At 68.6% G+C, this 20393-nt stretch carries 20 protein-coding genes; 10 read left to right on the plus strand and 10 right to left on the minus strand.

Annotated elements, in window-relative coordinates; translation table 11 throughout:
* Positions 1-7 precede the first annotated feature (7 nt).
* From ACZ5CR_RS35635 to pknB, 5 genes are all read left to right on the plus strand, one after another.
* Complete coding sequence (locus ACZ5CR_RS35635) at positions 8-535, plus strand: FHA domain-containing protein FhaB/FipA (RefSeq protein ID WP_389902531.1); 528 nt, start codon at positions 8-10, stop codon at positions 533-535.
* A 131-nt stretch (positions 536-666) separates the two neighbouring features.
* A complete protein-coding gene (locus ACZ5CR_RS35640) occupies positions 667-2223 on the plus strand; it encodes a Stp1/IreP family PP2C-type Ser/Thr phosphatase (protein ID WP_468865386.1) in 1557 nt (518 codons plus the stop codon).
* 26 nt (positions 2224-2249) lie between these two features.
* Positions 2250-3674 carry an FtsW/RodA/SpoVE family cell cycle protein gene (locus tag ACZ5CR_RS35645; protein WP_468865389.1) on the plus strand — a complete coding sequence of 475 codons (1425 nt, stop codon included), beginning with the start codon at positions 2250-2252 and terminating at the stop codon, positions 3672-3674.
* Positions 3671-5125 carry a peptidoglycan D,D-transpeptidase FtsI family protein gene (locus tag ACZ5CR_RS35650; protein WP_468865392.1) on the plus strand — a complete coding sequence of 485 codons (1455 nt, stop codon included), beginning with the start codon at positions 3671-3673 and terminating at the stop codon, positions 5123-5125. The genes ACZ5CR_RS35645 and ACZ5CR_RS35650 overlap by 4 nt, the downstream gene beginning before the upstream one ends.
* Before the next feature lie 168 nt (positions 5126-5293).
* A complete protein-coding gene (gene pknB / locus ACZ5CR_RS35655) occupies positions 5294-7291 on the plus strand; it encodes a Stk1 family PASTA domain-containing Ser/Thr kinase (protein ID WP_468865394.1) in 1998 nt (665 codons plus the stop codon).
* A 161-nt stretch (positions 7292-7452) separates the two neighbouring features.
* Here pknB and ACZ5CR_RS35660 read toward each other — a convergent pair whose 3' ends face one another.
* The 6 genes from ACZ5CR_RS35660 to ACZ5CR_RS35685 are packed head-to-tail and all read right to left on the minus strand — an operon-like array spanning position 7453 to position 11985.
* Positions 7453-8187 (minus strand): class E sortase, encoded by a 735-nt coding sequence (locus ACZ5CR_RS35660; protein ID WP_468865396.1) that lies wholly within the window; start codon positions 8185-8187, stop codon positions 7453-7455.
* A gap of 24 nt (positions 8188-8211) precedes the next feature.
* Positions 8212-9615, minus strand: coding sequence for a class E sortase (locus tag ACZ5CR_RS35665; RefSeq protein ID WP_468865398.1), 1404 nt, complete (start codon positions 9613-9615; stop codon positions 8212-8214).
* Positions 9612-10274 carry an aminodeoxychorismate/anthranilate synthase component II gene (locus ACZ5CR_RS35670; protein WP_468865401.1) on the minus strand — a complete coding sequence of 221 codons (663 nt, stop codon included), beginning with the start codon at positions 10272-10274 and terminating at the stop codon, positions 9612-9614. Before ACZ5CR_RS35670 ends, ACZ5CR_RS35665 begins: the two co-directional genes overlap by 4 nt.
* Before the next feature lie 32 nt (positions 10275-10306).
* The gene (locus tag ACZ5CR_RS35675) at positions 10307-10495 is read right to left on the minus strand and encodes a hypothetical protein (RefSeq protein ID WP_351169259.1); all 189 of its coding nucleotides are present in this window, start codon (positions 10493-10495) and stop codon (positions 10307-10309) included.
* Between the two features lie 4 nt (positions 10496-10499).
* Positions 10500-11192 carry a class E sortase gene (locus ACZ5CR_RS35680; RefSeq protein WP_468865403.1) on the minus strand — a complete coding sequence of 231 codons (693 nt, stop codon included), beginning with the start codon at positions 11190-11192 and terminating at the stop codon, positions 10500-10502.
* A gap of 22 nt (positions 11193-11214) precedes the next feature.
* Positions 11215-11985 (minus strand): DUF881 domain-containing protein, encoded by a 771-nt coding sequence (locus ACZ5CR_RS35685; protein ID WP_468865405.1) that lies wholly within the window; start codon positions 11983-11985, stop codon positions 11215-11217.
* Positions 11986-12077: 92 nt separating this feature from the next.
* On the opposite strand from ACZ5CR_RS35685, the gene crgA reads away from it, so the two are divergent.
* Positions 12078-12332 (plus strand): cell division protein CrgA, encoded by a 255-nt coding sequence (gene crgA, locus ACZ5CR_RS35690; RefSeq protein ID WP_389902554.1) that lies wholly within the window; start codon positions 12078-12080, stop codon positions 12330-12332.
* Positions 12333-12643: 311 nt separating this feature from the next.
* Here the strand turns inward: crgA and ACZ5CR_RS35695 are convergent, their stop codons facing one another.
* On the minus strand, positions 12644-13537 hold the full coding sequence (locus tag ACZ5CR_RS35695) for a rhomboid family intramembrane serine protease (protein ID WP_468865407.1): 894 nt from the start codon (positions 13535-13537) through the stop codon (positions 12644-12646).
* A gap of 155 nt (positions 13538-13692) precedes the next feature.
* Positions 13693-14226: a peptidylprolyl isomerase gene (locus ACZ5CR_RS35700; protein ID WP_468865409.1), complete on the minus strand. Its 534-nt coding sequence runs from the start codon at positions 14224-14226 to the stop codon at positions 13693-13695.
* 250 nt (positions 14227-14476) lie between these two features.
* Here ACZ5CR_RS35700 and ACZ5CR_RS35705 point away from each other — a divergent pair, with 250 nt between their 5' ends.
* The gene (locus ACZ5CR_RS35705) at positions 14477-15199 is read left to right on the plus strand and encodes a DUF5324 family protein (RefSeq protein ID WP_468865411.1); all 723 of its coding nucleotides are present in this window, start codon (positions 14477-14479) and stop codon (positions 15197-15199) included.
* Positions 15200-15315: 116 nt separating this feature from the next.
* Here the strand turns inward: ACZ5CR_RS35705 and ACZ5CR_RS35710 are convergent, their stop codons facing one another.
* Complete coding sequence (locus ACZ5CR_RS35710; protein WP_468865413.1) at positions 15316-15753, minus strand: hypothetical protein; 438 nt, start codon at positions 15751-15753, stop codon at positions 15316-15318.
* A gap of 11 nt (positions 15754-15764) precedes the next feature.
* Positions 15765-16535, minus strand: a complete 771-nt coding sequence (locus tag ACZ5CR_RS35715) for a nucleotidyl cyclase domain-containing protein (protein WP_468865414.1) — start codon at positions 16533-16535, stop codon at positions 15765-15767.
* Between the two features lie 254 nt (positions 16536-16789).
* Here ACZ5CR_RS35715 and ACZ5CR_RS35720 point away from each other — a divergent pair, with 254 nt between their 5' ends.
* The 3 genes from ACZ5CR_RS35720 (at position 16790) to ACZ5CR_RS35730 (ending at position 20360) form a co-directional block, all read left to right on the plus strand.
* Positions 16790-17524 carry a Crp/Fnr family transcriptional regulator gene (locus ACZ5CR_RS35720; protein ID WP_468865417.1) on the plus strand — a complete coding sequence of 245 codons (735 nt, stop codon included), beginning with the start codon at positions 16790-16792 and terminating at the stop codon, positions 17522-17524.
* Positions 17525-17712: 188 nt separating this feature from the next.
* A complete protein-coding gene (locus ACZ5CR_RS35725; protein ID WP_468865419.1) occupies positions 17713-20124 on the plus strand; it encodes an ATP-binding protein in 2412 nt (803 codons plus the stop codon).
* Positions 20125-20147: 23 nt separating this feature from the next.
* The gene (locus tag ACZ5CR_RS35730; RefSeq protein ID WP_468865422.1) at positions 20148-20360 is read left to right on the plus strand and encodes a hypothetical protein; all 213 of its coding nucleotides are present in this window, start codon (positions 20148-20150) and stop codon (positions 20358-20360) included.
* The last annotated feature ends 33 nt before the right edge of the window (positions 20361-20393 follow it).

Below are 20393 nucleotides of genomic sequence, written 5' to 3' on the forward strand. Positions count from 1 at the left end.
GGGGGCAATGTCAGAGCTGACCCTGACGGTCATGCGGCTGGGTTTCCTAGCCGTTCTGTGGCTGTTCGTGATCGTGGCCGTCCAGGTCATCCGCAGCGACCTGTTCGGTACGCGCGTCACACAGCGCGGCTCGCGCCGTGAGAACGCGCGACCGCAGCAGGCCGCACGCCAGCAACAACAGCAGGCGGCAACACCACCTCCCCAGCGCCAGCAGCAGGGGGGCGGACGGCAGCGCCGTGGCGCCCCCAGCAAGCTGGTCGTATCCGAAGGGATCCTCGCGGGCACGACGGTCGCCCTGCAGGGCCAGACGATCTCGCTGGGCCGGGCACACGATTCGACGATCGTGCTCGACGACGACTACGCGTCGAGCAGGCATGCCAGGATCTACCCGGACCGTGACGGTCAGTGGATCGTCGAGGATCTCGGGTCCACCAACGGCACGTATCTGGACCGGACCCGACTCACCACCCCGACGCCCGTTCCGCTGGGCGCGCCGATCCGCATCGGCAAGACCGTCATCGAGCTGCGGAAGTAGTACTACGTCATGACAGAGCGCGAGCGGAGCGAGCGAGCCGAAACGGCTGTCCACACACTGGACGCCGGCGCGCTCCCGACCGGAGGGTGGGCACCGTGCGGATGTACCCGGAGCCGACGGGCGAGGTGCGCATGAGTCTGTCTTTGCGCTTCGCCGCCGGATCGCACAAAGGCATGATCCGGGAGGGGAACGAGGACTCCGGTTACGCCGGTCCACGTCTCCTCGCGATCGCCGACGGCATGGGGGGCCAAGCCGCGGGTGAGGTGGCGAGCTCCGAGGTGATCTCGACGCTCGTCACCCTCGACGACGACGTACCGGGATCGGACATCCTCACGTCGCTCGGCACCGCCGTGCAGCGGGCCAACGACCAACTGCGCCTGATGGTCGAGGAGGACCCCCAGCTCGAGGGCATGGGGACGACCCTGACCGCCCTTCTGTGGACGGGCCAGCGTCTGGGCCTCGTACACGTGGGCGACTCACGTGCCTACCTCCTTCGGGACGGCGTCCTCACGCAGATCACCCAGGACCACACCTGGGTGCAGCGCCTCGTCGACGAGGGCCGGATCACCGAGGAAGAAGCCACCACCCACCCGCAGCGCTCCCTGCTCATGCGGGCGCTCGGCAGTGGCGAGCACGTCGAACCGGACCTCTCCATCCGTGAAGTCCGTTCCGGCGACCGCTATTTGATCTGCTCGGACGGTCTCTCCGGCGTCGTGTCGCACCAGACGATGGAAGACACCCTCGCGAGCTACCAAGGCCCGCAGGAGACCGTGCAGGAGCTCATCCAGCTCGCGCTGCGCGGCGGCGGACCCGACAACATCACGGTGATCGTCGCCGATGTCCTGGACATCGACAGCGGCGACACCCTCGCGGGACAGCTCTCCGACACCCCCGTGGTCGTCGGCGCGGTCGCCGAGAACCAGCTCCAGGCGCAGGACGACGGCGCCATGCAGACCCCCGCGGGCCGCGCGTCCGGTCTTGGCCGTCCGGTGCCTCCGCAGCCCTCAGGAGGCGGCTTCGGGCCGCCCGGGAGCGGCGACACGACGGGGTACGTTCCCGAAGGGAACTTCGGCGCGTACAGCGACGAGGACTTCGTGAAGCCCGGCGGCGGCCGCAAGTGGCTCAAGAGATCGCTCTACACCGTGCTCGCCCTTGCGGTCATCGGCGGCGGCCTGTACGGCGGCTACCGCTGGACCCAGACCCAGTACTTCGTAGGCACGAACGAGAAGAACGTCGCCCTGTACCGCGGCATCGACCAGGATCTGGCGTGGGTCAGCCTGTCGAAGGTCGAGGAGAACTACCCGAAGATCGAACTCAAGTACCTGCCGCCGTACCAGCGCAAGCAGGTCGAGGCGAGCATCGAAGAGGGCAACCTCGACGACGCCAAGAGCAAGATCGAGGAGCTCGGCCTGCAGGCCTCGGCCTGTGAGAAGGACGCCAAGCGTCGCGAGGCCGAGCGTGAGAACGCCAAGCCCGGCGAGGGCGAGGCGGGCGGCACCACCGGCCTGTCCGCCAAGGCCCCCACCGACGATCCGACCGATCCGAGCACCCCGTCGGGCACGAACGACAAGAACGACAAGAACAGCACGACCGACAAAAACAAGTCCAAGACCGCACCGACTCCCACACCCGGCCCCAGTCTCTCCCAGGACGAGGAGAAGCTGGTCCCGCTGTGCGGTAAGCAGTAAGCAGCCGTTGGGGGCCTTTGCACGCCATGAGCAGTAGCACTACACATACGTCGACCATCGGCGCGATCGGGGCGCCGAGCAGGCGCAACACCGAGCTCGCGCTCCTCGCGTTCGCCGTCGTCATCTCGCTGTTCGCCTACATCAACGTGGGCCTCGCGATCGACGGCAAGATGCCTGCCGGCATGCTCGGTTACGGCTGCGGTCTCGGGCTGCTCGCGTCCGTGTCCCACATCGTGGTGCGCAAATTCGCACCGTACGCCGACCCGCTGCTGTTGCCCCTGGCGACGCTCCTGAACGGCCTCGGTCTGGCGGTCATCTGGCGCCTCGACCAGTCCGAGCGGCTGCAGAACCTCGCCGACTTCAGCCCGGCCGCGCCGAACCAGCTCAAGTACTCCGCGATCGGCATCGCGCTGTTCATCGGCGTACTGCTCCTGCTCAAGGACCACCGCGTCCTGCAGCGCTATACGTACATCTCGATGGTCGGCTCCCTGATCCTGCTGTTGCTGCCCCTGGTTCCCGGGCTTGGCAAGAACGTGTTCGGCGCCAGGATCTGGATCCACGTCGGCGGATTCTCCATCCAGCCCGGTGAGTTCGCGAAGATCGTCATCGCGATCTTCTTCGCGGGCTATCTCATGGTGAAGCGAGACGCCCTGGCGCTGGCCAGCCGGCGCTTCATGGGCCTGTACCTGCCGCGTGGCCGTGACCTTGGCCCGATCGTCGTCCTCTGGATCCTCTCGATCCTGATCCTGGTCTTCGAGACCGACCTCGGTACCTCGCTGCTGTTCTTCGGCATGTTCATCGTCATGCTGTACGTCGCCACGGAACGCACCAGCTGGATCGTGTTCGGCATTCTGATGTCCGCGGTCGGCGCGGTCGGCGTCGCCTCCTTCGAACCGCACGTCAAACAGCGCGTCGCCGCGTGGCTCGACCCCCTGCACGAGTTCGAGCTGAGCCAGCAGGGCGTGATCGGCCACTCCGAGCAGGCCATGCAGGCCTTGTGGGCCTTCGGTTCCGGCGGCACCCTCGGCACCGGCCTCGGACAGGGCAACTCCGACCTCATCAAGTTCGCCGCCAACTCGGACTTCATCCTCGCCACCTTCGGCGAGGAGCTCGGCCTCGCCGGGATCATGGCGATCATGCTGATCTACGGGCTGATCGTGGAGCGCGGTGTGCGCACGGCCCTCGCCGCGCGCGACCCGTTCGGCAAGCTCCTCGCGATCGGCCTGTCCGGCGCCTTCGCCATCCAGGTCTTCGTGGTCGCGGGCGGCGTCATGGGGCTGATCCCGCTGACGGGTATGACCATGCCCTTCCTCGCGTACGGCGGTTCATCGGTGATCGCCAACTGGGCGCTGATCGGCATCCTGATCCGCATCAGCGACACGGCCCGCCGCCCCGCGCCCGCCCCTGCCCCGAATCCCGACGCCGAGATGACCCAGGTGGTCCGACCGTGAACAAGCCCCTGCGCCGGATCGCGATCTTCTGCGGGCTCCTCATCCTCGCCCTGCTCGCCCGGGACAACTGGCTCCAGTACGTTCAGGCCGACACCCTCGCCAAGGACGAGAAGAACCCTCGCGTCACCATCGAGCGGTATGCCACGCCACGCGGCGACATCATCGTGGACGGCAAGCCGGTCACCGGCTCCAAGGAGACCGGCGGCAGCGACCTCAAGTACAAGCGGACGTACAAAGAGGGCCCCATGTGGTCCCCGGTCACCGGCTTCGCCTCGCAGAGCGTCGGCGCGACGCAGCTGGAGTCCATCGAGGACGGCATCCTGACCGGCAACGACGACCGGCTCTTCTTCCGCCGCAGCCTCGACCTGCTGACCGGTGAGAAGAAAGAGGGCGGCAACGTCGTCACGACGCTCAACTCGGACGCGCAGAAAGCCGCGTACAAGGGTCTGAGCGGCCTCGGCAAGGGCGCGGTCGCCGCGCTCGACCCCTCCACGGGCGCGATCCTGGCCCTCGCCTCCGCTCCGTCGTACGACCCCTCCAGCTTCGCCGGAACGGACGGGTCCGCCTTCCAGAAGCTGGACAAGAACAAAGACCAGCCGATGCTCAACCGCGCCCTGCGCGAGACGTACCCGCCCGGCTCCACCTTCAAGGCGGTCACCGCCGCGGCGGCCCTGGAGCACGGTCTGTACGACGACATCGACGCGCCCACCAAGTCCCCGCTGCCCTGGACGATGCCCGACACCACGCAGCCGCTGCCGAACGAGGGCAACCTCCCCTGCAAGAACGCCTCGCTGCGTGAGGCGCTGCGGGTGTCCTGCAACACCGTCTTCGGCAAGATCGGCTCGGACCTCGGCAAGGACAAGATGACCGAGACGGCCGAGAAGTTCGGCTTCAACGAACAGCAGTTCGTGCCGGTCCGCTCGAACGCCTCCGTCTTCCCCAAGAAGATGGACAGGCCGCAGACCGCGCTCTCCTCCATCGGCCAGTTCGAGACGGCCGCGACGCCGCTGCAGATGGCCATGGTCGCCTCGGCCATCGCCAACGACGGCAAGCTGATGGAGCCGTACATGGTCAGCGAGCTGCAGGCGCCGAACCTCGACGTGATCGAGAAGCACTCGCCCAAGGAGATGAGCCAGCCTCTCTCCGAGGAGAACGCGCAGAAGCTCCAGGACATGATGGAAACGGTCATCAACGACGGCACCGGCACGAACGCCAAGATTCCCAACGTCACCGTCGGCGGCAAGACCGGTACGGCCCAGCACGGCATCGACAACAGCGAGAACCCCTACGCCTGGTTCATCAGCTACGCCAAGACCGACGACGGTTCGCCGGTGGCCGTCGCCGTGGTCGTCGAGGACAGCAAGGCAGGCCGCGACGACATCTCCGGTGGTGGTCTGGCCGCCCCCATCGCCAAGGACGTGATGAAGGCGGTTCTCGACAGCAAGAAGTGACCCCCGTCACGACTCCTCCACATCAGTGCACGTTGCGATACCGGTCCTGTATCGGGTGACGGTGGCGGCCGGGTCACGTAAGGCGAGCCGGGTACGGTATGCCCGGACAGCACACCGCCGGACCACACAAGGGTGCGGTCGGGACTGACGGAGAGGGCTGGAATAGCTATGGAAGAGCCGCGTCGCCTCGGCGGGCGGTACGAGCTGGGCCAGGTGCTCGGCCGAGGCGGGATGGCGGAGGTCTACCTCGCGCACGACACCCGTCTCGGACGCACCGTGGCGGTGAAGACGCTGCGGGTCGACCTCGCGCGCGACCCGTCGTTCCAGGCCCGGTTCCGCCGTGAGGCCCAGTCGGCCGCCTCGCTCAACCATCCTGCGATCGTCGCGGTCTACGACACCGGCGAGGACTACGTGGACGGGGTCTCGATCCCGTACATCGTGATGGAGTACGTCGACGGATCCACCCTGCGCGAGCTGCTGCACTCCGGGCGCAAGCTGCTGCCCGAGCGCGCCATGGAGATGACCATCGGCATCCTCCAGGCCCTGGAGTACTCCCACCGCAACGGCATCGTCCACCGCGACATCAAGCCCGCGAACGTCATGCTGACGCGCAACGGCCAGGTCAAGGTCATGGACTTCGGCATCGCCCGCGCCATGGGCGACTCCGGGATGACGATGACGCAGACGGCGGCGGTCATCGGCACCGCGCAGTACCTCTCGCCGGAGCAGGCCAAGGGCGAGCAGGTGGACGCGCGAAGCGACCTCTACTCCACGGGCTGCCTGCTCTACGAGCTCCTGACCGTTCGCCCGCCGTTCGTGGGCGACTCACCGGTCGCGGTCGCCTACCAGCACGTACGGGAAGAGCCCCAGGCCCCCAGCGTCTTCGACGGCGAGATCACGCCGGAGATGGACGCCATCGTCCTGAAGGCCCTCACCAAGGACCCGGACTACCGCTACCAGTCGGCCGATGACATGCGCGCCGACATCGAGGCCTGCCTCGACGGCCAGCCCGTCCAGGCGACCGCCGCCATGGGCGCGGTCGGATACGGCGGCCACCCGGACGACCAGCAGACGGCGATGCTGCGCCCGCAGAACGGCGGCGGGCAGACGTCGATGATGCCGCCGGTCGGCCCGGACGACGGCTACGACGACCATTCACGCCGCCGCCAGAAGAAGAGCAACACCTCCACGATCCTGCTCGTGCTCGCGGGGATCCTTGTCCTGGTGGGCGCGATCCTGATCGGGAAGTGGGCGTTCACCGGCGGCGGTGGCGACGATTCGATCAAGGCACCGAACTTCGTCGGCGAGAAGCTCGCCGAGGCCAAGAAGTCCGCCAAGAACGTGGACCTTGTGCTCGACGACACCGAGCACAAGCCGTGCGAGAAGTTCCCGAAGGGCGAGATCTGCTCCCAGGACCCGGGCGCGAACGCCTCGGTCAAAAAGGGCGACACGATCAACGTGACGGTCTCCACGGGGGCGCCGAAGGTCGCGGTGCCGAGCGTCATCGGCCTGGACATCGACAAGGCCACCGAGAAACTCGAGGCCGACAAGTACCAGTTCAAGGTCGAGCCCAACCAGGTGGAGTCGCCCGAGACCCCCGGTGAGGTCCTCGAGCAGGACCCGACGTCCGGTACCGAGGTGCAGAAGGGAAGCACCATCACCCTTGACGTCGCCAAGAAGGCCGCGAAGTCCACGGTCCCCGACGTCACCGGCAAGACCTGCGACGAGGCCAAGGCCCAGCTGAAGAGCAACGACCTCGTCGGTACGTGCGAGGAAGAAGAGAACGCGGACGTCGATCCCGGCAAGGTGTTCTCGCAGAGCCTCGCCCCGCAGACCGAGGCCGATCCCAACTCCACGGTCACGCTGAAGGTCGCCAAGGCCGCCGAGAAGGCCACCGTGCCGACCCTCACCGGCCAGAAGCTCAAGGACGCCCGCAAGGCCATCGAGGACGCCGGTCTGACGGTCGGCACCATCACAGGACCGCAGGACGACGACGCCCTTGTGGTCCTCTCCCAGCCCGCCGCCAACGAAGAGGTCGACCCCGGCTCCGGGGTCAACCTGACCACGGCGGGCGGCAACCAGGGGGACAACGGCGGCGGGAACGGCGGGGACGGAGGCGGCTTCCTCGGAGGCAACGCGGGCTTCTCCCGCCACGACGAGGACTGACCGACTGACCCCGCAGCAGTACTTACTGCAGTAAGTACTGCTGCAGTACACGGGAAGAGCCCCGGAGACCGCCGAGCAGGCGGTGTCCGGGGCTCTTCCCGTGTGTGGCCGTGCGTGGCCGTACGTGGTCGTGCGTGCGTGGCCGTGTGTGGTCCAGGTGGTCAGTCCAGCTCCGCCGGCGGCGTCCGCTTGTTGTCGACCTTCTCGACGCGCTCCAGCTCGCCCCACACCACATAGCGGTAGTTGGACGTGTAGACCGGCGTGCACGTCGTCAGGGTGATGTAGCGGCCCGGCTTCTTCACGCCGGATTCCTTCGGGACCGGGTTCAGGACGTTCACGTTGTACTTCGATGTCTCGGGCAGCGTCGAGTACACCTTGTACACGTACCACTTGTCCCGGGACTCGAAGACGATCGCGTCGCCCTTCTTGATCTTGTCGATCTTGTGGAACTTCGCGCCGTGCCCGTCGCGGTGCGCGGCCAGCGTGAAGTTGCCTTCCTTGTCCTCGGGGAGCGCCGACTTGATCGGGTCCTCGTAGTAGCCCGCGACGCCGTGGTTGAGCACCTTGCTGCTGGTGCCCTTGCTGACCAGGACCTCGCCGCCGCCCATCGCGGGGACATGGAGGAAGCCGATGCCGTCCTTGGTGTTCAGGTTCCCCGGGCCGCCCGCCCAGCGGTCGCGCACCTTGTCGCCCTGCTGGTGCGCCTCGCGGTCCGCGACGACGTTGGTCCACCACAGGGAGTAGACGACGAAGAGACCGAGCACCAGGCCCGCGGTGATGAGGAGTTCACCGAAGACACTGACCGCCGTGGCGAGGGGACCGCGGCCCCGGCGTCGCGGTGCGGGCGCCTCGTCCTGCTTCTCGTCGTGGTCGGCGTGGTCGGTCGTCGCTGCCACTGGATCTGCCCCGTTCTCACCGTGCTAGTTGACGAGCGCGCTCGGCTTTCCCTTGCCGCGCGGCCGTTCCTCGACCATCTTGCCCCAGACGATCATTCGATACTTACTCGTGAATTCCGGGGTACAGGTGGTCAGTGTGATGTACCGGCCCTCTTTGGTGAAGCCCGACCCGGGAGGGACAGGACCGATCACCGAGGTGTTGCTGGGCTGGGTCTGCGGCAGGATGCTCGCCATCTTGTAGACGAAGTACTCGTCCTGCGTCTCCACGACGATGGGGTCGCCCGGTTCGAGCTGATTGATGTACCGGAACGGCTCGCCATGGGTGTTGCGATGCCCGGCGACCGCGAAGTTGCCCTTCTTGGCGTCCGGCATGGGCGTCTTGGTGGCGCCCTCGTTGTAGTGGCCGACCATGCCGCGGTCCAGGACCTTCGACTTGTCGATGCCCTCGGCGATCGGCACGACCACGTCGAGGCGGGGGATGTGCAGGAGCGCGAAGCCCTGGCCCGGCGCGAAGACACCCGGTTTGCCCTTGCCCTTCGCCCACGACTCCTGGAGGTCGCTCGCGGCGCCGTCGGCCTGCTGGTGGGCGCGGATGTTCGTCCACCACAGCTGGTAGGTGACGAAGAGCAGCATCAGTACGCCTACGGTGATGAACACCTCGCCGATCCCCCGGCTCACCACAGCGCCGGCGGAGGGCCTGCGGGCGCGCTCGGCGCGACGGGCCTCCACACGCGAGAGAGGGGCCGCGGACTCCGCTGACTCCGCGGTAGAGCGCGGGGCGGCGCGCGATGCACCCTTCTTGGCGGCCTTGCGACGGGCGGCCCGGCCCCCGCCTTCCGGCGGCCTTTCGGTGACCGGCTCCGGGTCGACTGCGGCTTCGACTATTCGGCGCGTGTCCGCCGTCCTCAGCCCTACCGTCTCGTCGTCGAACGGCGGCTGGGGCTGTCGGGATTGCGGCTGAGGCTGGAGCTTGGGCTGTTGAGCCTGCGGCTGCGGCTGGGGCTGTTGGGCTTGCGGCTGCGGCTGCGGCTGCGGCTGCGGGGCCTCGGGTATCGGTTCGTGCGCGGGCGTCGACCGCTGGGGGGCGTACGCGCCGTACAGCTCTTCGTACGTCGGCTCCCGCACCCCGCCCTGCCAGTCACGGGCATACCCCTCGGGGTCGTACCACTCCTGCTCCTCAGGCCGCGGTTCCGGACGCGGCTCAGGCTCCGGCTGCGGTTCCGGACGCGGCTCAGGCTCAGCGGGCCCGCTGCGGAACCACGGCGAAGGATGCTGACCCGGCAGCGGATCGGTCAGCGGATCGGCGAGGTGGTCGACGGCCGCCTCGAACGCCCCGGGCTCCTCAAACGCCCCGGACTCCCCGTGCGACGCGTGCTGCTCGTCGTACGGAAGTCCTGAGGAGTCGCGCTCGGGGCGCAGCGCGGTCACGCCGTGGCCCTGCCCACCACCGGGGCAAGACCGCTCGACCGACCGACCGCCCCCTCGTCCCCGCACTCGACGAGCCAGTTGGCGAGCATGCGGTGGCCGTGCTCGGTGAGCACCGACTCGGGGTGGAACTGCACGCCCTCGACCGGCAGCTCACGGTGGCGCAGGCCCATGATGATGCCGTCCTCCGTGCGCGCGGTCACCTCGAGCTCGGCCGGAACCTTGGTCGGCTCGGCGGCGAGCGAGTGATAGCGCGTCGCGATGAACGGCGACGGCAGCCCGGCGAAGACACCCTTGCCCCCGTGTGTCACCGGGGACGTCTTGCCGTGCAGCAACTCCGGCGCACGGTCCACCACGCCGCCGTACGCCACCGCCATCGACTGCATGCCGAGGCAGACGCCGAAGACGGGCACACCGGTGTCGGCGCAGTGCCGCACCATGTCCACGCAGACGCCGGCCTGCTCGGGCGTGCCCGGCCCCGGCGACAGCAGGACACCGTCGAAGCCGTCCTGCGCGTGACGCAGCTCGACCTCGTCGTTGCGCACGACCTCGCACTCGGCACCCAGCTGGTAGAGGTACTGGACGAGGTTGAAGACAAAGCTGTCGTAGTTGTCGACGACGAGGATGCGGCTGGGACGGCCTTGACGGCCTTCGGTGCTCACCGGGCGCACTGGGCTCGCAGGGCTCACAGGACTCACTGGCCGTCCACCGTCACGTCGTTGAAGGGAAGCAGCGGCTCGGCCCAGGGGAAGACGTACTGGAAGAGCACGTAGACCGCAGCGAAGACGAGCATCAGCGAGAGCAGCGCCCTCACCCATGCGTTTCCCGGCAGATGCCGCCAGATCCAGCCGTACATGCCGTCCCTTCCGTAGCCGTACGGCACCAGACTAACGGCGCAGTGCCTCCGGTTTCCCGGCCTCGACGGGCTGGGTCGCATCGAGGTGCGCCCAGACGATCAACCGGTGGCTGTGGCCCCACTCTGGCTCACAGGTTGTAAGGGTGAGGTAACGGCCAGGACCGTCGAATCCGGACTTGCGCGGAACCGCGTCGATGACGCCGATGTCGCCGGGCAGCGTCTTGTAGGGCCTCTTGTCGATGCGGTACGTGAACCACGTGGCGCCGTCGGTCAGGACCACGGGGTCGTTCGGACGCAGCTTCGGGAAGTCCTTGAACGGGTCTCCATACGTGCGGCGGTGGCCGGCCACGGAGAAGTTGCCCCGCTGGCCGAGCTGCGCGGTGTCCCCGTAGTGACCGAGCCCCTTCTTAAGGATGTCGGTCCCTGTGCCCTGGAGTACCGGTTTGTTCCACGTGAAACCGAACCGCGGGATGTACATGACGGCGAAGGGCTTGCCGTCCTCGTAGGGATCGGGCTTCTTCGGCGACGACGCCTCCGAAGGCTCGTCATCCGTACGCGCGGGCACCGAACCCCGCGCCCACTGGTCCTGGAGCCTGTCGATCTGGCCGTCCATGGCGCTGTCGGCCTTCACGCCGGTCCAGAACAGGACGTACACCACGAAAAGCACGATCAACGTGCCGACGGTGATGCACAGTTCGCTGAACGTCCTGACGAGCACTCGCACCGACACAGGCTCCCCCAGCGGCTTACTCCACGGGCTTCGCGTAGTGGAGATCCACTGTGCCCGAGTAGCCGGGAAGAGTCATCGCCCCGTCGTCATCGACTTTCCACCCGAGGCCGTACGCGTTGACGTACAGCATGTAGTTCTGGATCTGCGGAGACGCGGCGAGCGCCGTCTTGAGCTTCTCCGGGTCGCCGACCGCCGTCACCTTGTACGGCGGCGAGTAGACGCGGCCCTGGAGGATCAGGGTGTTTCCCACACAGCGGACGGCGCTGGTGGAGATGAGCCGCTGGTCCATGACCTTGATGCCCTTGGCGCCGCCCTGCCAGAGCGCGTTGACCACGGCCTGGAGGTCCTGCTGGTGGATGACCAGGTCGTTGGGCTGGGGCTCGGGGTAGCCGGGGAGCTTGGCGGTGGCGTTCGGCGGGGCGTCGGCGAGGGTGACGGAGACGGCCTCACCGCTGAGCTTCTTGGTGCCCGCGTTCTGCTCCAGGGCCTTGAGCCGCGCGTCGTCGGCCTTCGTACCGCCGTTGTCGCGCTCGGCCAGGGACTCGACGTCGTCGCGCAGCGAGCCGTTGGACTCGTCGAGCTTGCCGTTCTTGTGGCTGCGCTCCTCGATGAGGTCGGAGAGCTTCAGCAGAGAGGCGTCGGTGCGGATGTTCGTACCCTTGGCCGTGTTGAAGCTGGTGAAGAAGATGAGGCCCGCGAGCGCGAAAACGGCGGCCGTGAGGAACCGGACCGGCCGCCAGCGAGAACGGCGACCCGGACCTGCGGGGGAGTCGGCAAGATTGCTCAACGTACCCTTATCTCCTTCAGCGCCGCGGAAGCACTACGCTAACGGACGCCCGGGGGAGGGCTCAGCTCCCCGTATCGACAGGAGAGACCCTCGTGCCGAAGTCACGGATCCGCAAGAAGGCCGACGATTACACGCCGCCCGCGAAGAAGGCGACGAACATCAAGCTGACCAGCCGTAGCTGGGTGGCTCCGGTGATGCTAGCGATGTTCCTCATCGGGCTCGCCTGGATCGTCCTCTTCTACGTCACCGACGGCAAACTGCCGATCGACCCGCTGGGCAACTGGAACATCGTGGTCGGCTTCGGCTTCATCGCTGCGGGGTTCGGCGTCTCCACGCAGTGGAAGTAGCGCTGTTCCACCGGCTGCGAACGCGCTCTTCAGAGCGGCGAGAGCAAGCCTTGCCCTGAGTTATCCACAGCGCTATCCACACTGGGGACCAAACTGGGGAAAAGAAAGACGATCTGTGGATAACCCTCGTGATGTTGACGCCGGTATGACTGGTCGATCGTCATCCGAGCCACCGCTGGCCCCTTGTCCTTCCTGGGGAAACCCAGGTCAGTGACAAGGGGCACAGCTGTTCCCCACAACATGCACAAGATCCGGCACACGCTGTGGACAACATGGGGCTGCGGACGGTATCCCAGCCCCGATTGCCGGTTTCAGCCGAGCTGAGCGGTCCTGATGATCACAGTCGCCAGGACCACGACCAGCACCACGGCGCAGGTCCCCCACTGCACGAGCGACCGCCGCTCGCGGGGCGCGTGCACCATCCCGTACGCGATCGCGACACCGGCGACCAGACCGCCGACGTGCGCCTGCCAGGCGATGCCGTTCATGGTGAACGTGAAGAGCATGTTCAGCGCGAGCAGCGCGATGACCGGGCGCATGTCGTAGTTCAGGCGCCGCATCAGGACCGCGGTGGCGCCGAGCAGGCCGAAGATCGCTCCGGATGCCCCGAGCGAGGCGTCGCTCGCGCCGACGAGGACATAGGTGAGCGCGCCGCCCGCCAGGCCGGAGAGCAGATAGAGCGCGATGTAGCGGGCGCGGCCGAGCGCGGCTTCCAGGGGGCCGCCGAGCCACCACAGACCCAGCATGTTGAACGCGATGTGCCAGATCTCCTGGTGCGCGAACATGGACGTGACCAGGCGGTACCACTGGCCCTCGGCGATGCCCTCGGTCGGCGCGTACGGATAGGGCGGCCATTCGCCGACCAGGACGAGATCGCCGAAGAGTCGGTCGTTCGCCTGGATCGCGATGAACACAAGAACGTTGATCGCGATCAGGATCTTGGTGATCAGGCGCGGATCGGCGGCGATCGAGCCGCCCGCGATGGTGCGCGGCTGGTTGGCCGCGGGCGTGTGCCCCGTGCCCGAGCCCTCGCGCACACACTCGGGGCAGTGGAAGCCGACCGAGGCGCTGATCATGCACTCCGGGCAGATGGGGCGCTCGCAGCGGGTGCAGCTGATGCCGGTCTCGCGGTCCGGATGCCGATAGCAGCGGGGCAGGTTCGATGCGTCCTGTGGCCCCTGCGGGCTGCCTGGTGCCTGGTCCATGGGGTCCCCTCAATATCCGTACAAAGGCACAGCTGCACCCACACGTGCGAACGCGCCGCCCCGCCCTTCCTTACGGATGGGCGGGGCGGTTTGGTTCCCTCGCGGGGTGCGCCGGTATCAGCGGGAGGCGCCGGTGTCAGCGGGATGCGCCGGTGTCAGGCGCCGCGGGTCTCGATGACGACGGACTCGATGACCACGTCGTTCACCGGGCGGTCGGTGCGCGGGTTGGTCTGCGTGGCCGCGATCTCGTCGACGACCTTCTGGCTCGCCGGGTCGGTGACCTCACCGAAGATGGTGTGCTTGCGGGTGAGCCAGGCGGTCGAGGAGACCGTCACGAAGAACTGGGAGCCGTTGGTGCCCGGGCCCGCGTTGGCCATGGCGAGCAGGTAGGGCTTGTCGAAGGAGAGGTCGGGGTGGAACTCGTCCTCGAACTCGTAGCCGGGGCCACCCGTGCCGTTGCCCAGCGGGTCGCCACCCTGGATCATGAAGCCGCTGATGACTCGGTGGAAGACCGTGCCGTCGTAGAGCCTGCCCGTGGTCTTCTTGCCCGTCTCCGGGTTGACCCACTCGCGCTCGCCCTGGGCGAGCTCGACGAAGTTCTTGACCGTCTTCGGCGTGTGGTTGGGGTGCAGCAGCACCTCGATGTCGCCTCGGTTGGTCTTCAGGGTGGCGTAAAGCTGCTCGGCCACGGTCCGCCTTCCGTTGTCCTCTATGACGTCCTGATCCTCGCACGGACCCGATTGGGACGAGTAACCACCGAGTGGGCGCGCGGCGCGACGATCCGTGGCATTGTCGGCGAAGAACTCTCCTTGTACCGATTTGATCAAATTGATCACACCCGGATGCCCGCCCTCTCATGCCTTGGAGCCATCCAAAAGGCATGATCCTTGAAAGGGTGGAAAGGTGACATACCTATAAGCCACCGAGGAGGAGGATCCCGTGACCCGCATCGACAGCGTGCGCGCCGCGACCGGTTCCGCGAGGGACAGCGTGCGGCATGCCGCGGAGGCGGTGGCCCCCTACGCCGGCACGGCCAAGGAACAGGCCGTCCAATACGCGCACGAAACCCGCGTACGTCTCGCGCCCAAGGTGTCGCAGGCCGCCGAGCAAGCCCGTGTCCAGTACGGCGCTCACGTCGGCCCGCGCATCGAGCAGGCCCGTACGCATGTGCCGCCGAAGGTCGACCACGCCGCGCACGAAGCCGCCGTCCGCACCCGCAAGGCCGCCGGGCAGACCCGCAAGGCCGCTCAGCAGGCCGCCGACTACTCGAAGCCGCGCATCGAGCACGCCGTTGCCGCGACCGCGCCCGTCCGCGAGGAGGCGGCGTCCCGCGGGTCCGCGGCGCTGTCCGCCCTGCGCGGTGAGGTCTCTCCCAAGGAGATCCAGCGGCTGACCCGTAAGCACAACCGCCGCGCTCGCGCCGGACGTGTGGCCAAGGGCCTCATCGTCCTCGGCGTCCTGGCGGGTGGTGCGGTCGCTGCCTGGAAGTGGTGGGACAAGCAGGCCAACCCGGACTGGCTCGTCGAGCCGCCGGCCGCGACGGAGGTCCCCGACAGCACGCCGCTGACCTCGGTCGACGGCAGCGGTCAGACCTCCCTGGACCCCGAGGTCCAGGCCAAGCAGGCCGAGTCGGAGGCAGCGCAGCGCGACGACCTGCGCTGAGCTGCGACGACCTGAGCTGAGCCGCGCTGAGCTGAGCTGAGCCGCGCTGAATTGAAAACGAACAACGCCGTAGGGCGGGACCACCCTCCGAGGTGGTCCCGCCCTACGGCGTTTCGTCAGGGCGCCCCCGCCCCCGGATCCTTGGGGGCACCCGGGCCATGAGCGTGCTGATTTCCGTGCTGTACAGCGAACACGGTCGCGGAGTCCCGGGCCGTGATCGTCTGTCGGAACGAGGGCTCCCGGCCGCTGCCGCCGACCACCGCCGCGAGGCGGGTCACCGCGTCACGGGCGGCGGGATCGTCCCGCAGCAGCACCGCCAGCTCCAGGGTCCAGTGGGCGAACAGCGTGCGCCGTGCCTCGTCCGGGTCCGCCGCGTCCCGGACGAGTGCGGCTCCCGTGTCCAACTGGGTCGCGAGCTCGGCCCGGCGGCCCCGGCCGAAGCGGCGGAAGAGCCCGACGACCGTGTCCCGTGTCTCCTGCCACGCGTCGGTCGCCATCGCCGCGACCAACGCCGCGGCACCTGCCTCGGCCAGCACCGTCAGTTCGTCGTTCACGACAACTCCCCTCACGGCCTTCCGGTGACGTTGATGTGCTGCGTGCCGCGCTGTACCGCGTAGATGGAGCTGTTCTCGGAGGCCCTGTTGATCATCCTCGCGTCGGCAAGGGGTTCCGGTACGGCGACGGCCTCCGGGGCCGCGTCGGGGATCGCCTCCGGGATTGCCTCCGGGATTGCTTCCGTCGGCTCCGGCGCCATGGGCCGGCCGGGCAGGTGGAGCCAGGCATCGGCGGTGTGTTCCTTCACCGTGAAGGTCACCTTGCGGAAGTCCTCGGCGTACAGGCCGTGGTAGCCGTTGCGCACCGTCTCGTCGTAGAAGTGCCGGGACAGCAGCAACGAGGCGGGCACCGTCTCCGGCGCCTCGGCCAGAGCCGTCCGCGCGGGCGGCGCGTCGAGGAGGCGGGCCAGCACTTCCAGGGGGCTGCCGACGACCTCGCCGTCCGGAGCGATGTGCACGTCGCCCGCGTGCAGCGCAATGCGGACGCGGATCATCCGGCGGGGTGCCGCGCCCCGGTTGTGGGTGCGCAGACGGAGCGCGAATTCGGAGACCAAAGGGTGGATCAGGGCCGTCTTCCGGGTCCCGGCCGGTGCCGTCACGCGCAGACCGTCGCCCAGATCGTGACGCAGGCACGCCTCCCAGTCGACTCCGCTGGCGACGAACGCCTCACGGAGCATCTCCACGAGCTTTCCCCGGATGTCCATCAGGGCCTCGTCGCCGCGCCCCGCCGACCGCGCGATGTCCACGGCCAGGACCGCCCGATACTCCAACTCTGTTTCCATGCGCCCTTCTTCGTCTCGCCGAATGGGACTCGGCTCCAGTGTCCCCGCTGCGCTCGGCGTGGAAATCGTAGAAATACAGGGTTCGTTGGAAACAGTGAGGTGCCTGTGAACCCGGTGCGGCCCGGGTCACACCGCAGCACACTGGGTCCAGGTCTTTCACCTGCGGAGAGGGCGGGACCAGAGGAGGCAGGACCAGAGAGGGCGGGGCCAGAGAGGGCGGGGCCAGAGAGGACGGGACCAGAGAGGACGGGACCATGGATGTCGAACGTTCGTCACAGCGCGGGTCGGCCGGGCGACGGCCGCGGGAGGTGTGGGCCTGGCCGCACACGAGCCTGCTCGGCGGCCTCGGCGCGGACGCCCGCGAACAACTGCTCGCACCCGGGGTGACGGTGCGCTACACCGCCGACCGCATCCTCATGCGGGAGGCGGACCCGACCGACTTCGTACTGATCCTGCTCGACGGGGTGGTGAAGGCCACCGGGCGCACCGAGGACGGCCGCGACGCCCTCCTGGCCGTCCGGATGGGCGGGGACCTGGTGGGTGAACTCGCCGCGCTGGACGCACGCCCCCGCTCGGCCACGGTCACGGCATGCGGGAACGTCACCGCCCGGAGGGTGAGCCGCGCCGACTTCCTCGACCGCTTGCGGCGCTTCCCGCGGATAGGAGAGGCCGTGAACCGGTCCGTCGTGGCCAAGCTGCGCACCGCCAACACCCACCGCATCAACTTCACCGGATGCGACGTCGCCACCCGCCTGGCGCGCATCCTGCACCACCTGGCGCTGGCCTACGGCGAACGGACCACAAGGGGTGCGGTGATCCACTGGCCGATCACCCAGCCCGAACTGGCCACCCTGTGCGGCGCGGCGGAACCCAGCGTGCACAAGTCCCTGCGCCGACTGCGCGAGCAGGGCGTCGTGTCCACCGGCTACCGCACCATCCGCATCGAGGACCTCGGCCGGTTGCACCACATCGCCCACCCCGAGCCCTGAATCCAGACCCCAGACCTCAGACCCCAGACCCCTGAACCCTGAACCCTGAACTCGCTTGTGCAGAAGCTGTGCTGCTTGCACATCAGCATCCCGGAAACCGTACTTTGACGGCAGCCGGGCACGCGCCCGTGGCTAGCGTGACGCTGCACAGCCAACACCACGGCGTGATCAGTACAGCGGGGGTTCCCATGGCACACGAAGACGAGAACGACGAAAGACACGACAACGACGAGACCAGAGCCGTACCCGTAGCCGTAGCCGCGACGGACACGGGAGACGGAACACCGACCGGCGACGGGCACTCCGACCCCGACCGACGGATCGACATCACGGGGGACGCCACGGGCCCGGTGGTCGCGGGCAACCACAACGTTGTCATCGACGCCGACCACGGGTCGACGGTGACCCTGCTCGTCGCGGGCGAACGCCCCCAACCGGTCCGCTGCGCCCAGGTGTCCCTCCTGCCCCGGCGCCAGACCGCGCCCCTCGGCCGGGACTCCGAACTGCGCCGGCTCGCGACCGCCGTCCAAGAGGGCGGCCCGGTACAGGTGTGGGGCGCTTCAGGAGTCGGCAAGAGCACGCTCCTGCGGCACACGGCCCGCTCCCTCGCCCCCGGAGCGGACGGAGTGGTCTTCCTCGACGCCGCCCGGCGGGAGCCGGAGGACCTCGCACAGGACATCTTCGAGGCCTGTTACGAGGCCCGGGGCTACGCCCCGTCCAGCACCGAACTGCGCCGCCTCATGGGCGACATCAAGGTGACGGTGTACGTCGACAACGCCGAGTTCAGCGCCGAAGGGTTACGCCATCTCATGGACGCGGCCCCCGACGCGACCTTCGTCGTCGCCGCCCGGGAGAGAACGCTGCTCGGGGAGGGCATCGCCCTGCGTCTCGAAGGCATCGACAAGCCCGCCGCGCTGGAGCTGCTTGCGCGGGAGCTGGGCCGCCCCGTGGCGCCGGAGGTCGAGTCCGACATCGCGGCCACCCTGTGGGAGACCGCCGTGGGGCACCCCCTGCTGCTGTTGCGCGCGGCGGCCCTCACCTGTCTCGACCCGTCCGGCCGGGCGATGCTTCCCCGGCCCGGTGATGTCGCCGACCTGCTCCCGCTGCTCTTCGACCGGCTGGAGGGGAGCCAGCTGCACGCGCTGCACCTCCTCGCGACTCTCCAGGACGCCGAACTGGATCCGGCCCATGTAGGCGCCCTCACCGACGCGTCCGACGCCTTGGCCCTGTGCGCCCGGCTCACCGAACTCGGCCTGGCCGAGCAGACCGAGGCGGGCTACCGCGTCGTGCCGGACGTCGCACCCGCGTTGCGGGAGCGCGAGCGGGAGCCCTTCCCCGTGGACCGGCTGTGCGACCACTTCGCCGAGTGGATCGCCCTCCCCTCCACGACCGCCGCCCAGGTCGCCCAGCACGCCCGGGCCCTGGAGCAGGTCGCCGAGCTGGCCGAGCAGGCGGGGCGGCCGGAACTTGCGGTGCGGATCGTCCGGGCCGCTTCTCCCGCCCTGGCGCGCTCGCTGCGTTTCGGCGTCTGGGGCCGCCTCCTGGAACGCGGACTGCCCGCGGCCCAGCGCGCGGGCGACCGGCAGGCCGTCGCGTACTTCACCCACGAGCGGGGCATCCGCAACCTTCTGACCGGCCGACGGGTCATGGCGGGGGTGTTGCTGGCGGAGGCGGCCTACCTGTGGCGACAGCTCGGCGACCTCCACGGCGCCGACGCCGCGGCGGGAGCGCAGCAGTATGTGCCGCCGACATCGCCGGTCACGCCGGGAACGCCCGAAACACCTGTCACGGACCCGCACACGGACGGGGCGGCGCAGAGCCTGGACGCCGACGGGGGCCCCGACCCGGCTTCGGGACATGAGGGGACCGCACCCGACGCCGGGTCGCCCGTCGATCCCGGCACGGCAAGCACCCACCCCGGACCACCCACCGACCCCAGCACCGCAAGCACCCACCCCGGACCACCCACCGACCCCAGCACCGCAAGCACCCACCCCGGACCACCCACCGACCCCAGCGCGGCAAGCACCCCCGGCGCGGCCGGAGGGCATAGTGCTGGTGCCGCTCATGCAGGGGCCTCGGCGGGCGCGAGCACCGCGGGGTCGGTCGGGGCGTCCGCCGCATCCGCCGCGTCCTTGACGCTGATGAAGGTGATCGCGGTGATCGTCGCCGTCGTCATCGGCGGGGTCGCCGTCCACCAGTCGCAGGACTCATCGCAGGACTCGGGGGACTCCAGCGACACCTCGTCGTCGGCCGACCCGACCGGTCTCGCCGGGGTGTGGCGGGACAGTGCAGGGACCATGTACGAGTTCAAGGATTCGGGCACCGGGTCCTATACGCAGACCGGCACGGACGTCTGTGGGAAGACGAGCACCGTCGAACTCACCGGAAGCAACGGCACCTACACGACGACCGGCTCCCTGTACGACACCGCCGGCGGTACTTGCGGGGCCGTCATCGGCGAGGTCACTACGACGGTCACCGTCAGCGCGGGCGGTGACGCCGCCCAGCTCAGCATCGAGATGACATCGAGCAGCGACGCGTCCGAGCAGGTGGAGTGCTACTCGTGCGGGACGACCAGCCTGACCCGCGAGCAGTGACAGCCGGAACACGAGGAGAGCGCATGAGCCGAAACACCGTCCGCATCGGCGGCAACGCCTCCGGCCCCGTCGTGGTCGGCGACGACAACCGCGTCGACGTTCGCCAGGCCGCACCCGAGCCCGAGCCCCCGGCGGAGAGCGGGCCGGTCCAGATCAACATCGCCAAGGAGCACGGCACCCTGTTCTCGGTCCAGGACGGCAGCCAGGACATCGACCAGGACAAGTCCGCCGGGTGATCCACCAGCCCGATAGCCCGTTCCGATCACGCC

Source organism: Streptomyces sp. NPDC031274, assembly GCF_055570235.1.

What these genes read in the sequence shown, in the direction of transcription:
- ACZ5CR_RS35635 (WP_389902531.1), top strand. Translation starts at nt 8, where the DNA reads ATGTCAGAGCTGACCCTGACGGTCATGCGGCTGGGTTTCCTAGCCGTT.
- ACZ5CR_RS35640 (WP_468865386.1), top strand. Translation starts at nt 667, where the DNA reads ATGAGTCTGTCTTTGCGCTTCGCCGCCGGATCGCACAAAGGCATGATC.
- ACZ5CR_RS35645 (WP_468865389.1), top strand. Translation starts at nt 2,250, where the DNA reads ATGAGCAGTAGCACTACACATACGTCGACCATCGGCGCGATCGGGGCG.
- pknB (WP_468865394.1), top strand. Translation starts at nt 5,294, where the DNA reads ATGGAAGAGCCGCGTCGCCTCGGCGGGCGGTACGAGCTGGGCCAGGTG.
- ACZ5CR_RS35695 (WP_468865407.1), bottom strand. Translation starts at nt 13,537, where the DNA reads ATGGACCAGGCACCAGGCAGCCCGCAGGGGCCACAGGACGCATCGAAC.
- ACZ5CR_RS35715 (WP_468865414.1), bottom strand. Translation starts at nt 16,535, where the DNA reads ATGGAAACAGAGTTGGAGTATCGGGCGGTCCTGGCCGTGGACATCGCG.
- ACZ5CR_RS35720 (WP_468865417.1), top strand. Translation starts at nt 16,790, where the DNA reads ATGGATGTCGAACGTTCGTCACAGCGCGGGTCGGCCGGGCGACGGCCG.
- ACZ5CR_RS35725 (WP_468865419.1), top strand. Translation starts at nt 17,713, where the DNA reads ATGGCACACGAAGACGAGAACGACGAAAGACACGACAACGACGAGACC.
- ACZ5CR_RS35730 (WP_468865422.1), top strand. Translation starts at nt 20,148, where the DNA reads ATGAGCCGAAACACCGTCCGCATCGGCGGCAACGCCTCCGGCCCCGTC.